Source organism: Thermodesulfobacteriota bacterium, from assembly GCA_036397855.1.
GTDB lineage: Bacteria > Desulfobacterota_D > UBA1144 > Nemesobacterales > CSP1-2 > DASWID01.
Map to the genome: position 1 here is coordinate 1 of DASWID010000035.1, position 14,475 is coordinate 14,475.

Annotated in this window: 12 protein-coding genes; 2 read left to right on the forward strand and 10 right to left on the reverse strand. The window is 41.5% G+C overall.

Translation table 11 applies throughout. The features are described 5' to 3' along the window. Window positions 1–164: 164 nt before the first annotated feature. Both VGA95_02875 and VGA95_02880 read right to left on the reverse strand, forming a co-directional pair. The gene (locus VGA95_02875; GenBank protein ID HEX9665478.1) at window positions 165–1,436 is read right to left on the reverse strand and encodes a trehalase-like protein; all 1,272 of its coding nucleotides are present in this window, start codon (window positions 1,434–1,436) and stop codon (window positions 165–167) included. Window positions 1,437–1,551: 115 nt separating this feature from the next. Continuing rightward, a complete protein-coding gene (locus tag VGA95_02880; protein HEX9665479.1) occupies window positions 1,552–2,451 on the reverse strand; it encodes an LLM class F420-dependent oxidoreductase in 900 nt (299 codons plus the stop codon). Window positions 2,452–2,779: 328 nt separating this feature from the next. Between VGA95_02880 and thrC the strand changes: the two genes are divergently transcribed. Together thrC and VGA95_02890 are read left to right on the forward strand one after the other, a co-directional pair. Further along, a complete protein-coding gene (gene thrC, locus VGA95_02885) occupies window positions 2,780–4,066 on the forward strand; it encodes a threonine synthase (GenBank protein ID HEX9665480.1) in 1,287 nt (428 codons plus the stop codon). Further along, window positions 4,035–4,310 (forward strand): MoaD/ThiS family protein, encoded by a 276-nt coding sequence (locus VGA95_02890; protein ID HEX9665481.1) that lies wholly within the window; start codon window positions 4,035–4,037, stop codon window positions 4,308–4,310. The genes thrC and VGA95_02890 overlap by 32 nt, the downstream gene beginning before the upstream one ends. 536 nt (window positions 4,311–4,846) lie before the next feature. Here VGA95_02890 and dnaJ read toward each other — a convergent pair. The 8 genes from dnaJ to VGA95_02930 form a co-directional block, all read right to left on the reverse strand. Continuing rightward, complete coding sequence (gene dnaJ, locus VGA95_02895; protein ID HEX9665482.1) at window positions 4,847–5,941, reverse strand: molecular chaperone DnaJ; 1,095 nt, start codon at window positions 5,939–5,941, stop codon at window positions 4,847–4,849. Between the two features lie 47 nt (window positions 5,942–5,988). Further along, a complete protein-coding gene (grpE, locus tag VGA95_02900) occupies window positions 5,989–6,666 on the reverse strand; it encodes a nucleotide exchange factor GrpE (GenBank protein HEX9665483.1) in 678 nt (225 codons plus the stop codon). 1 nt (window position 6,667) lies between these two features. Then, window positions 6,668–7,699 (reverse strand): heat-inducible transcriptional repressor HrcA, encoded by a 1,032-nt coding sequence (gene hrcA, locus VGA95_02905; GenBank protein HEX9665484.1) that lies wholly within the window; start codon window positions 7,697–7,699, stop codon window positions 6,668–6,670. Window positions 7,700–7,796: 97 nt separating this feature from the next. Then, a complete protein-coding gene (locus tag VGA95_02910) occupies window positions 7,797–8,720 on the reverse strand; it encodes a Ppx/GppA phosphatase family protein (protein ID HEX9665485.1) in 924 nt (307 codons plus the stop codon). A 153-nt stretch (window positions 8,721–8,873) separates the two neighbouring features. After that, a complete protein-coding gene (fusA, locus tag VGA95_02915; GenBank protein HEX9665486.1) occupies window positions 8,874–10,955 on the reverse strand; it encodes an elongation factor G in 2,082 nt (693 codons plus the stop codon). Window positions 10,956–11,080: 125 nt separating this feature from the next. Further along, window positions 11,081–11,293, reverse strand: a complete 213-nt coding sequence (gene rpmE, locus VGA95_02920; protein HEX9665487.1) for a 50S ribosomal protein L31 — start codon at window positions 11,291–11,293, stop codon at window positions 11,081–11,083. A gap of 197 nt (window positions 11,294–11,490) precedes the next feature. Beyond that, entirely contained in the window at window positions 11,491–13,440 is a 1,950-nt protein-coding gene (gene dnaK, locus VGA95_02925; GenBank protein ID HEX9665488.1) for a molecular chaperone DnaK, read from the reverse strand. Between the two features lie 12 nt (window positions 13,441–13,452). Next, the gene (locus VGA95_02930; protein HEX9665489.1) at window positions 13,453–14,337 is read right to left on the reverse strand and encodes an RNA polymerase factor sigma-32; all 885 of its coding nucleotides are present in this window, start codon (window positions 14,335–14,337) and stop codon (window positions 13,453–13,455) included. Window positions 14,338–14,475 lie beyond the last annotated feature (138 nt).

The following is a 14,475-nucleotide window of genomic DNA, read 5'->3' on the forward strand; positions in this document are numbered from 1 at the left end:
CACCTGGACTAGGGTCAATTCGAATGTAACGTGAAGCATTTTAGAATGACATCTTATAAGATTGCTTCGACCCTTCTATGTCACTCAGGGTTTGTCGCCGATAATCAATTGGATTCCCGACTACTGAAGTCCGGAATGATATGGGAAGGCAATAGATGAGCAAATCAAATCTCCATGTCTAAAACTAAACCCGACCAGGTAAACCGCGCCGCCCCATAACCCTCGCCTGTGAAAGGATTGTAATATTCTCGAAAACCACTCCTCTCAATCAGAGATATTACCACTTCGCGGAGCTTCATGGCCTCTTCCAGAAATCCTTCTTCCTTCAGACAGCGAAAAAGAAACCAATTATAAAAAGCCCATGTCGGACCGCGCCATAAGAAATCCTGTCCCCTAAACTGCTGCCTGTCGGGAACAAAGGATTTTTCCGACTTTGAAACGGAAGGAATAGGAAATGGGAGAGCGAAATGCTCCTCTGATTTCAAGTAACGAATTATCATCCTTTTCGACAAATCGGTTGGAACCTTTGGAAGCGCCATCGGAAATAATACTGTGGGTGTAATAACCTTTAACTTTATATTATCAGGACCGTACACGTCATAAAACGCATCGTCAGCTTCATCAAACATGACCTCGAGCATCCGCGTCGACATCTTTATTGCATGTGCCTTATAACTCTCTCCATCACCGTCATTTGCAATCTCACAAAGCCTACTAAGTGCATAAAGATCAAGCGCATTTATCGTATTAACCGCAACATCCTTTACGAGAAAGCGATTAGCTTTTTTAATTCTTTGAAGATCGTACCTATCGAAGAAATTTCTAGTTTGAGAGAAAAGCATTTTAAAATATAATTTCCAATTTGCCGGTCCACCGGAAAACTTCAATACTTCGTCATATGAAGGTTTCCAATCGATTCCAGATTCCACGGGTGCTATGATTGTAATTAGGCTATCTCCGTCAAAAGCGCGGTTGGAAATTACCCAGTTGTGGTATTTCTTTATCTTTGGAAGCATCAATGTCAAAAATTCCTTGTCCCCGGTTTTTTCGTAAATCCTTTCCAGGGACTGGGCCACGAAACTGGGTTGAATAAGCGCGCTCATGTGAGGCCTTAAATACCCTCGAGGGCGCTTTGCCTCTATAATAGTGAATATATTTTTAGGTAGTAAGAGCTGCCAATAAACCATATGCCCTACAAAACCGTCCGGCTCCTGCATGGCGAATAGACTCATCAGATTCTGCTTTGCAAGCTCGTATTCTTCCAGGGCGCAGAGGATGTAGATATGAAAACATGTATCCCACCACCATTGGTAAGGATATCTCTCGAAAGAAGGTTTGTTATAAACATAATGAGTCTTTAGATGATGAGAATAACCCGCCTGAAGGTTTAGAAACATTATATCTCTTACTTTTTTCCTTAGCTCGAGTTCATCCATTTAATTCTCTCAAAATAACAGGGTTTGTTACCTAGCAGTTGACAGGTAACTTAAGTATAAAGGCAATTCATGATATTTAATCGTAAGCACTAGCCTTAATCCTTTTTCTATAAATTTAGAACTGGGAAACCACCGGAATCACGTCTCTACCAAATACTTCAAGTGGGGTTATCTCGTGCACGTTTTGTATACTATAAATGACGTGCTGAATGCCTATTCCGGCAAGGACGCGGCAATCGTTAATAATATGTGAGGCATTCGACGCATCCGGAGCGATTTTTACAGAATCGATAACAGTGCGTTCTATTTCATTGTACGGTCGACCTAATTCCTCACAGTGCCCATTTAAAACATCGAGTTTGTGAGTCATTTCTTCAACCGTATTGCCAAATGCCAGCCCATAGAGATTGCAGGCATCCCCATATTTAGCTATCAATCGGAGGGTTTTTTTTTCGCCCGAACCACCTATAAAAATCGGTGGATGCGGTTTGGTGATTGGCTGAGGATTATTTAACGGCTCAGCTAAATGATAGTGTTTGCCATCATAGGCCATCGTCTGCCCTGACCACATCTGTTTTGCTATCTGTAGTGTCTCCTCGAGCCGTTCAAACCGTTCCTTTAGCGGAGGGAACAGAAACCCCAATCCCCTGGCCTCGCGTTCGTACCACGCAGCTCCGATACCCAGATTGGCCCTCCCTCCCGATAAAATATCAAGGGATGTAACAGCCTTGATCAGTAAACCAGGGTCTCTGTAAACCACCCCTGTCACCAGAGCTCCAAGGCGTGCTGTTTTTGTTTTTCCTGCGAGAAAGCCAAGAGTGCTGTATGATTCCAACATGGGATCCTCTACGAACATGTCGAACTTCTCCATATCAATCTGGAATAGGTGATCCATGACCCAGATGCTGGAAAAGCCCACATCGTCAGCGGTCTGAGCAATCTCCGAAAGCTTATCCGCAATAACAGAAGAACCTTCAGGAAATTTGAAACTTATAATTTGTAATCCTATCTTCACGATATCGCTCCTTTTCTCTCTACGGAGACTATGCTAATTATAAACGAAACCAAACCTTTTTCATTCATGGATTCCCAATCAATGATTTCGGGATTTACACGGGAGTGTTTGCTGTTGGCGAGATTTCTGCGCTGGAGCCTGCAACGAGATTGTTTCGAAAGGCAGGTAATCCTGAGAGAATCGAACCGTCCCTCAGTGACCTTACCGGGCTTGTCAATAATGGAAGGAGGATTATAACCTTCGTAACTTACCACAGATTCTAAATAATTCCTTGACAACTCTATAATTAGAGGTAATCATAATTGGTTATTCATAAGAGAGTTTACCAATGAGTGCTGTAAAAGGACTATTCTGCAAGGAATGCGGTGATGACTATCCAAAAGAACCACTTCACGTGTGTGAATTCTGTTTTGGGCCACTTGAGGTGAGTTATGATTATGATGAAATAAAGAAGGTTCTAACAAGGGAAAGAATACAGCAGAGAGAGCCAAACATATGGCGCTATGCCGAGCTCCTTCCTATTGATGAACAACCAACTGTAGGAAAAGATGTCGGTTTCACACCGCTTTTGAGAGCCGACAATTTGGCAGATGTACTGGGAGTCAGAGATTTATACATCAAGAATGACTCTGTATGCTTTCCAACACTTTCATTTAAGGACAGGGTTGTCTCTGTGGCCCTATCAAAGGCGAAGGAATTTGGTTTCAACACTGTAGCATGTGCATCTACTGGGAATTTGGCTAATGCTGTTTCTTCTCTATCCTCTTCCGGAAACCTAGAAAGCTTTATATTCATTCCCTATGACCTGGAACTGGCCAAGATCATCGGAACGACCATTTATGGCACGAATCTCATTCGAATACAGGGTAGCTATGATGATGTCAATCGTCTTTGCAGTGAGATTGCCGGTAAATTTGGCTGGGGTTTCGTGAATATAAATTTGCGTCCATATTACGCTGAAGGATCAAAATCCCTGGGTTTCGAGGTCATGGAGCAACTCGGTTGGACAGTTCCGAAGCATTTTGTCGTTCCAATGGCAAGTGGATCGTTACTGACGAAAATTTGGAAATCCGTAAAGGAGTTCCAGAAACTAGATCTCGTAGAAATTACTGAAACTAAGATCCACGGAGCACAGGCTAAAGGGTGTTCACCAATCAGTACCGCTGTGAAAAATGGTTGGGAGATCTTCAGGCCACAAAAACCAGATACAATTGCTAAGTCCCTCGCAATTGGAACACCTGCAGATGGTTATTTCGCGATGAGTGTGATAAAAGAAAGCGGTGGTTGGAGTGAAGACGCCACAGATGATGAAATAATCGATGGGATCAAACTCCTTGCGGAGACTGAAGGAATCTTTACTGAGACAGCTGGGGGTGTAACAATGGCTGTTACCAAAAAACTCATTGATCAAGGGTTTATTGCTAAGGATGAATCAGTTGTGGTGTGCATAACAGGCAATGGGCTCAAAACGCAGGAGGCGGTGAGGGATGCCGTGGCAGTACCTCAAATTATTGACCCAAATATTGAGGAATTCGAAGAGCTTTACTGGAGTCTAAAAAGCAATGATAAAGGAGGTATTCAACATGCCGTCAGTAAGAATACCCACTCCACTTAGGAGGCTAACAGGGGAAAAGGATGAAGTTTCGGTGGAAGCTGCAACGATTGGAAACCTGATTGAGGAGCTCGAGAGTCAGTTTCCCGGAATTAAGCAAAGGTTATGCGATGAGGATGGTAACGTCAGGAGATTCATAAACTTATATGTGAATAACGAGGATATTAGGTTCTTAAAGGGAACTGACACCGAGCTTCAGGAAACAGACATAGTCTCGATTATTCCGGCAATTGCCGGTGGGCATTAAAGCAACAATTATCACCAACGCAATCCCATGTAATTACCGTTCCCGAACGGGTGTTATTACTTCTTTGTCTTGATACTGAATAGATCCTGACCTATCGTCAGGACATGGTTCAGCACAGGTACAAAGAAGCAACCCTTCGACGTCGCTCAGGACTAGGTTGCCCCCTGTTGTCATTCCCTAATTCCTTAATAGGGAATCCATGCTTTTACCTCTGGATCCCCGACTACTGATTTCGAGGATGACATAACGACTAAAAAATTTAATTCAACCACAACCCGCAAATTTTTCTATACGTCTTCGTTCCTGATTTTCTTAATACTGAAACAAGTTCAGCACAGGCCGCAATTTTTGGAATGCCAATCAAGTTTTTTTCGTAATGACAGAAGAACGGAATAATTGCTGAGACATAAGCCCATAAACTAATGCTATTTAGAATATTATTACTATATCTTACCTAACTAATTATAATATATGGGATATGAGACTAATTGAACTTATAAGAAGTTACATGAGGTATTAGTCGCTATTTACCTGTATTAACGGAGAAACTCTTGTAACTTTTCAAAAAATTTACCGACCTTTGGACTATGGCCTTGTTCATAGGTTTTTGCAAATTCCTCTAATAGCTCTCTTTGCTTGGAGTTCAGCTTTACAGGGACTTCGACAAGTATTTTTATAAATAGATCCCCCTTCCCTCTTCCATTTAAATTTGGCACGCCCTTATCCTTAATACTTAGAATGTGTCCGGACTGGGTCCCAGCAGGTATCTTTATCTTGGATTTTCCTTCGAGCGTGGGAATCTCGATTTCGTCTCCAAGAGCCGCTTGTATAAAGGTAATCGGTACTTCACAGTAAATGTCCTTCCCTTCCCTCGTAAAGAAGGGATGTTCTCTGACATGCGTTTCTATGTACAAATCGCCGCTATGGCCTCCGTATAAACCGACCTCTCCCTCGCCTCGAATCCTAAGCCTTGCACCATCCATAATACCAGCCGGAACCTTCACTTCGACCAGATGTTTTGATGTAATTAATCCTTCGCCTCGGCAATTGGAGCATACCTTTGTGATCCTTCTCCCTGTTCCACCACAGTTTGAACAAGTTCGGCTTATAGCCAAAAATCCCTCCGAGTACCTAACTGAACCTCTTCCTCCGCAGGTAGAACACGTGATTTCGCCTCCCGGCGCGGCACCTCTTCCGCTGCATTCGTCACAGATTATTCTTTTCGGTATTGTTATCTCTTTTTCCACTCCAAAGGCAGCTTCTTCAAATGATATCTCCAGATCATACTTTAAATCTCTGCCTCTCTCTGCTCGGCTCCTTCTGCCGGTGCTGAAAACCTCATCAAATAGATTTCCAAAGATATCGTTAAAGTTGAATCCGAAATTCGCATCGGTGAAAATACCCTCCGACGACATATGTCCGAAGCTATCATACTGAGCCCTTTTATTTGGACTACTCAATATCTGATATGCTTCGTTTATCTCCTTGAATTTTGCTTCGGCGCTCGCATTTCCGGGATTCCTGTCGGGATGGTATTCAAATGCGAGTTTTTTATATGCCCTTTTTATCTCTTCCTGGGAGGCACTTCTGTTTAGCCCAAGAACATCATAATAGTCTGCTTTAGCCATCATTTGTTACCTAATTTAGTTAATAAACGAGAAAATTATCATTATATATCTCAATTGATCAACTTTGTTTTGCCATTGCCGTCACCATCTGAAATGCTAATCTCAATCTCATCCCCAGCCGATTCTAGATCAGAAGGGTTTACAGCTTCTCCCTTTGATACTGTTACAAGTGAAGGTCTCAGGAGTCTATCCTTTAACATGTAGCCCTTTAGCATTTCAGAAAGGATTAATCCGGGCTGAATCTCACTGGATTCCACTCGTTCGACTGCTTGATGCAGCTTAGGATCAAATTCGTCCCCTTTATGCACCTTTATTGCTTTAACTCCATATTTCTCCAGGCAATCCAGAAATTGTTTATGAACTAATCTTAAACCCTCAATAATTGGATTTGTGTCTCTGTCTGTTTCTGAGTGTTCGATTCCCCTTTCAAGATTATCCAACACGCCTAGAAGAGATCTAATAAGTTCCTCATTACCATAGGATATGAGGTCGGCTTTTTCCCTAGAGATTCTCTTCTTGTAATTATCAAAATCGGCTGCTAACCGCAAATATTGATCGTTGATTTCTTCAAAAGCCTTTTTGCTTTCCTGTAGCTGTTTCTCTAGAGATTCTTCCTCAGAAAGGTGATTTTCCCCTGTCGAATTCTCCTCTTCTTCTATCGGCTCGTCGTCCGTTTTGAATGTGAGTTCTTCACTCTCCTGCTGTTTATGTTTGGAATTAGGCTTCATTTCAACCTCCTGTGCCAACGATATTGCTAACGATCTTCGCTGTATAATCAACTAAGGGTACGATTTGGCCATAGTCCATATGTAACGGACCTAATACTCCAAGAGTCCCTAGATTTTTATTTGTACCATAAGGAGCAGCTATTACGCTATAGCCAGCGGGTACACCGTTCTCCGCTCCCAAGAACACTATAGTGCTATCTTCATTCATTGCCTTGCCAAGGATTTCAACTAGAAAGCTTTTTTCCTCTAAAGCCCTAAATAAATCTTTAAGGCCCTCGGGGTTATTAAGACTATAATTGTCGAAGATTGAGGGGTGACCCTTGATATAAACAGCGGATTTAAGTCTTTCATCAAATTTACCAGTGGAAAACTTCACTACCCGCTCAAGGAATTCACGATAGATCCGCCTTTCATGTTTAAGCTTGTCAATAACAATTGACTCAACCTCATCTAATGTGAGGGCCATAGTAAGTTTGTTTACATAGTCACTCAATTTTCGAAGCATACCGTCGGGTATTTTCCCGCTGAGTCTAATCATCCTTTGATCTATCATTCCATTGTCAAACACTATTATTACAAGAACCTTTCTATCGGCGATTCTTATCAGTTTAGTAGATTTAATTTTCATAGATCTAGTAGAGGGAAGCGTAGCCAACCCAGTACAGTTCGAAATATCAGAAAGCATTATGCTGGTTTCATAAATAACCTCGTTAAGAGTCCCATCCAATTGTTTATAGCGTCTTTTGATTACAGTCCTCTTAGACTTGGGTAATTTTTTTTGGTCTAATAGTGAGTTAATGTAAATTCTTATACCCTTTTCTGTTGGTACCCGCCCTGCGGATATGTGGGGCTGAACCAGATAGTTTTTGTCCATTAATTCAAACATAACACTTCTTACTGTAGCCGGACTCCATGGCAACCGATACTTCGATACTAGGCATGAGGATCCTACTGGCTCTCCGGTCTTGATATAATTATCAATGACCAAATAAAGTATCCTTTTTTCTCTTGTTGAAACTTCTGAATTTGTCATAAGTCAATGGTATTAAAGAATATAATAACTGAGAGATTGATTGTCAACGAAGTTTATTCATAACTAACTATAATAACTACAATATTTTAATTAGTCTTTAATCGATCAAGCTCATGGCAACGCCCTCAAGCAGCCCCCCGTCGCATACGATAACCTCGTCTTTCGAAAACCATTGCATGGATTTCAACAATATGATTATCCCGGGAATGATCACATCTTCTCTCCCCTTTTTAAGGCCTCTTACCTTTATTCTTTCATCTGATGGAAGTCTTAGCAACTTATAAAATATTCTTAATATCGTTTCCTTGCTTAGCACAAATCCATTTACAAGGTCAACGTCGTATTCATCCATTCCAATCTCAATAGCAGCCAGTGTCGTAGGCGTCCCGGCCGTCGCGATCAACGAGAAACAATCAGTGGCCATCATAGCTCGGTTTTTTAATTCAGAACTTATTACGTTTTCTATGTGATCTGAAAGATCCTTAATGGCAGCTTGAGTGGGAACGTCGGTATCTATAAATTTTTCCGATAGGTGAACCACTCCCATACTTGTAGTTACAACATCCATTCCATAATCATTATCTAGAAATATATACTCCGTGCTTCCTCCGCCGATATCAAGTATTACAACATGTTTGCTTCTTATTTTTACGGAGTTTAAAACCCCTGCGGCAGCGAGTTTGGCCTCTTCCTGCCCAGAGATCAATTCTATATCAATTCCTGCCTCATCCTTCACCCTACTGATAAATTCGTGCCCGTTTATCGATTCCCTGACGACACTTGTAGCAACTATCCTGGATCTGTCAACGCCGTAGCTCTTAATGATTTTAGAAAATTCCTTCAGAACAATGATGGACCGTTTTATCGCAGTGTCGGTTAATAGTCGCTCATCCCTTTTATATCCGCCACCCAAACGAGTAATTACCTGGTCTACGTATATTTTACTGATACGTTTCCCCGCAGTTTCGCATATCAGGATACGTATTGTGTTTGTACCAATATCGATTGAGGCAATTCGCATGAATATCGACTTAAATTTCTTGGAGATCTTGATAAATTAGAACGGACAAAATACACATGCACTGCCAAGATACGGCTTTTAATTCCTATGCGAAGGTTGCCAAGTATGTCGTTATGCGCAAATAAATAGAGAGTGAGTATTCCTTTTTTTACCCTATGCTTCGGATCCTCTTTCTTTATTAGCTCCCTCTATTATTTTATTCGCAATATGCGAAGGTACCTCTTCATAATGATCGAATTCCTGTGTGAACGAGCCACGACCGCTCGTGATCGATCTTAGCTCAGGCGCATATGTTAAGACCTCCGCCATGGGCAATAATGCCTTAACAAGGTGCCCAGCAGCTTGAGGTTCAACGCCTGAAACCTTGCCCCTTCTTGAATTAACATCGCCAATAACGTCGCCTAACGAATCTTCGGGCGTGAATATCTCTATACGCATTATAGGTTCAAGAAGAACGGGATGAGCCACTTCCATTGCCTTTTTAAAACCCATGGAGCCGGCAATCTGAAAAGCTATATCCGATGAATCAACAGTGTGATACTTACCGTCAAAAAGAGTTACCTTTACATCCATCACAGGATACCCCGCTAACACGCCTTTTTTTAATGCCTCCCTCACCCCCTTTTCGACTGATGGTATAAAGTTTCTAGGAATCGCCCCTCCAACAATCTTGTCGACAAATTCAAAATCTTTCCCCCTCGGTAATGGCTCTATATCAATCCATGCGTCACCATATTGTCCCCTTCCTCCTGTTTGTTTTATATATTTACCTTCTGCTTTCGCGCTTCCCTTAATCGTTTCTCTGTAGGGGACCTTTGGGGTTTGCAAATCAACATTCACCCCATAGGTATGCTTCAGCTTTTCAACGACGACCTCAACATGTGTCTGTCCAGTGCCGGAGATTAGAAATTCTTTTGTTTCATCATCAATTCTAAACGATATGGTGGGATCCTCTTCTTTGATTCGGTGCAGTGATGGCATGAGTTTATCCTCATCTGACCTGGATTTGGGCTGGATAGCATAGGACATCACAGCCTTTGGGATTCGCACGGGCGGAATGACGACTGGTTTTGACTGATCTGAAATTGTCTCTCCTGTCTGAATTCCCTTCAATTTATTAACAGTCACAATGTCCCCGAATAATGCATTGTTAACCGGCAGCTGTTTTTTCCCGATGATCCTGTATAACTGACCGATCTTCTCACGCGATTTACTGTTAGAAATGTAAATATTTGATTCTGACTTTAATTCACCGGTGAATATTCTAAAAATGCTTATTTTCCCTGCATAGGGATCAGAAATCGTCTTGAAAACATATGCCGAAGTAGTCTCTTCAAGTTTGGGAAATATCTCTTTATCTTCTCCCTGGATATCTTTGACCATCAAGGATCGTCTTTCAATCGGTGAAGGCAAAAAACGGTTGATTGCATCCATGATCATGTTAATTCCAATTAACTTCGTAGCAGAACCTACAAATAGAGGAACGATCTTCGAACCACGTACGCCCTCACGCAGCTTATTATTTATAACCTCGTTGTCAAAAGTTTCTCCCTCTAGATATTTTTCAAGTAACTCGTCGTCTAATTCTGCAACTGCTTCAATAATTTTCTCTCTATGACCTTTAGCCAGTTCTTCTATTTCGCCCGGTATCTTGTCGATTGTGTATTTACCGTCGCCTCCATATATATGGGCATTCATTTCTATTAAATCGACTACTCCTGTAAAATCTTGCTCTTTGCCAATGGGAATGGTTAACGGAATGATTCTGGCCTGTATTTCCTTTCCGAGTTCTGCAATTGCATTGTCAAAATTAGATCTCTCTTTATCCAATTTATTAATAAACAACAGGTTAGGAATTCCTTGCTGCGAAGCCATTTGCCAAAACTTTCTTACCTGTGTTCTTACGCCTGGAATGGCGTTTAACGTGACAATTGCGGAATCTACCACCTTTAGGGAACTCTCAGTTTCATATAAAAAATTCATAAATCCGGGGGTATCGATTATGTTGACAAGGTGATCACTCCACTCATAATAAGCGACATGGGAGTTGATCGACATCTTTCTGTTCTTTTCCTCCAGTTCATATTCTAATGTGGAAGAACCATTATCTACATTCCCCAGCTTATCGGTAGCTCCCCCGAGAAATAACATAGCTTCTGCAAGGGAGGTTTTACCTTCACCATGATTGCCGATAATAGCTAAGTTTCGGATACTCTCTCTAGGGAAGTCAGGCATATGATCTCCTTTCTATGGGAATTTTGATATTATAGAGTAATAGGTATTTACTTGTAAAGTAATTTTTAAAAAATTGCCAGTTTAATCATAAAGATGGCGTGTGTTGGTTATTGTTCTAAGACAAACTAAGAAGCTTTATTATCTTTGTATTTTCTCCGAAAACGTTCGACTCTACCTTTTGAAGCCGTTGATCTCTCCCTACCCGTGTAAAATGGATGACAATTTGAGCATATTTCCGCGGTAAAGTTTTCAATCCTCGTAGATCTGGTCTTATGAACAGCGCCACATGCGCACGTTATAGTAACTTCTTTATACTCTGGGTGAATCCCTGCTTTCACGTATGACCTCCATTAAGGCTTTTGAAATAAGGACATTAAAGCCTTAATCCCTGGATTTTATATGTTCAAAGAAATAAGTGAGTAACTCGTATAAAACTAACAGTGAAACTGCAGATTAGCAACCCTTCAACAATTAGTCATTGATTAGGAAAGATTGTGTTTTTCCAGATGCCTGTCTATCCGTCTACTATAGCAAACTATTTTTCGGTGAATTCGGCATCTATAACATCATCTCCTCCGTCTTTTTTCTGTTGGGTACCCGATGATTCCGCCGCCTCACCTTCACCTTCGGCCGCTCCTCCAGCACCAAAACCATCTGCGCCCTCTGACGCACCGCCCTCGGCAGCCTGCTTATACATCAATTCCGCCATCTTATGGGACGCCTTGGTAATTCTATCCATTGAACCTTGAATTTTGCCAAAATCCTCACCCTTTACTGCCTGCTTTCCTTCCTCCAGTGATTCTTCAAGCTCTTTCCTTTCATCATCGGAAAGCCTATCTTTAAACTCTTTAAAGCTCTTCTCTGTACGATAGATCAGTTCATCGAGTTTATTTCGATTGTCAACTAATTCACGACGCTTTATATCTTCCTCCGCTTTTTCCTCGGCATCTCTAACCATCTGGTCAATTTGTTCCTTGCTTAATCCACTAGATGCCTCAACCCTTATCTTTTGTTCTTTCTGCGTGGCAAGGTCTTTCGCAAAAACATGAAGAATTCCATCAGCATCAATATCAAACGCCACTTCAACCTGAGGAACACCCCTCGGAGATGGAGGGATTCCATCTAGGATAAATCTCGCCAGTGTCCTATTATCTCGCGACATGGGACGCTCCCCCTGAAGCACATGAATCTCGACCGAAGTCTGGTTGTCTTCTGCAGTCGTAAAGACCTGACTCTTTTTTGTAGGAATAGTCGTATTTCTAGTTATAATGGAAGTCATGACTCCGCCAAGTGTCTCAATCCCAAGAGAAAGGGGTGTCACATCAAGCAGGAGTACATCTCTTACGTCACCACCTAAAACAGCGGCTTGTATTGCAGCACCGACAGCCACAACCTCATCCGGATTTATTCCCTTATGAGGTTCTTTACCAAAAAAGTCCGTTACCACCCTTTGTACAAGTGGTATTCTCGTTGATCCGCCGACCAGTACGACTTCGTTTATGTCACTGGCCCTCAAACCAGCATCCTTCAGGGCCTGACGGCAAGGCTCCAATGTTCCCTTTATCAGGTCTTCTACGAGCTGTTCAAATTTAGCCCGTGTTATTTTCATTACGAGGTGTCTGGGACCAGCCGCATCGGCTGTGATAAACGGTAAGTTAATCTCCGTTTCCATTGTTGAAGAGAGCTCAACCTTCGCCTTTTCCGCGGCTTCTCGGAGTCTTTGAATTGCCATTTTATCTCTGCCTAAGTCGATTCCCGAATCCTTTTTAAACTCAGATATTATGTAATCCATCAAGAGCACATCAAAGTCGTCGCCACCAAGATGAGTATCACCGTTAGTAGATTTTACTTCTATTACATTATCACCGACTTCAAGTATAGAAATGTCAAACGTACCTCCGCCAAGGTCATAGACCGCGATTATGCCCTCCTTCTTCTTGTCGAAACCATAGGCGAGAGCGGCAGCAGTAGGCTCGTTTATTATCCTCTTCACGTCTAAGCCCGCAATCTTTCCTGCATCTTTTGTGGATTGCCTCTGGCTGTCGTTGAAATAGGCTGGCACGGTTATAACAGCTTCTCTGACTTCTCCTCCAAGGTATGTTTCTGCCGCTTTTTTTAGCTTCATTAGAACATGGGCGGATATCTCAGGCGGGGAATACTCCTTTCCACTCACGCTGATCCAAGCGTCTCCGTTTTTATTTTTTACTACTTTATAAGGTATTCTCTTAATCTCATCCACGACCTCTTCATAGCGTCTTCCCATCAGCCTTTTGGTCGAGAAAATTGTATTTTCAGGATTTACTACAGATTGTCTTTTAGCAGGTCCACCAACCAAAATCTCTCCGTCCTTTGTAAACGCCACGATTGATGGTGTGATCCTGGCACCCTCTTCATTTATAAGGACCTTAGGCTCACCACCTTCTACCAATGCGACAACGGAGTTTGTGGTACCTAAATCAATTCCAATCATTTTAGTACTAGCCATGAATATCTCCTCCTAAGACTCAATTTCTCCAAAAGTGTTAATTGAATTTGTATTGACATATTGTTTTTCTATTACTGAGCGAATTTTGTTCAATGCTTCTGTTTCAATCTGACGAACCCTTTCTTTAGAGATTCCCAATTCTTCCCCAAGTTCTCTCAGTTTTTTAGGGGGGCTAGAAATGAATCTCTCTTCGATGATGTAACGCTGTTTTTCAGAAAGCTTGTCAAGTCCCTTTTGAAGGCCTTCATAAGTCAGTTCATTAGTTTCGCGTTGTTCAACAATTTCTTCTTGATTCTTTCGATAATCCGCCAATGAATCAATATAGGTTAAGGATTCATCATCACCGATATTTTTGTCAAGAGAAAAATCCCTTGAAGCAAGTCTAATCTCCATATTTAACACATCGTTTTCTCTAACTCCAAAAGAATCGGCAACAACCTTAAGATCCTCAGATTCTAATTTGTCTTTTTCTATATTTAATTTCTTCTTTGCTTTGCCAATTTTTTGGAATAGCTTTCTCTGAGCTTGAGTTGTCCCAATTTTTACCAGGCTCCAGGAACTCATAATAAAATTATGTATCCTTGCTTTAATCCACCATACTGCATAAGAGATCAGTCTGTAACCCTTATGTGGATTAAATCTCTTTACTGCCTGCATCAAACCCACTGTTCCCTCTTGGATTAGATCGGAAACGGGAAATCCATATGAAACATATTCGTTCGCAATTTTTATGACAAATCTCAGGTTTGATACAACAAGTTTCTTTGCCGCTTCTATGTCATTATTCTCAAAGTGCTTTAGAGCAAGCCGGTATTCTTCTTCCCTACTGAGTAAAGGATACCTCTCAACTTCTTTAAAAAACAAGTCTACAGAATCTCGTACTGCAATTTGTTGCATATTTTAATCAGCGCCCGATACATTGAAACTAATCACTATAAGCTAAAAGTCAAGGGAAAAAGGATGGTTAAAGGAGGTATGAACGAAAAATTACGAGCAGTTTTCTTCCTAACGTAACTAGACCATATTATTCTTAAT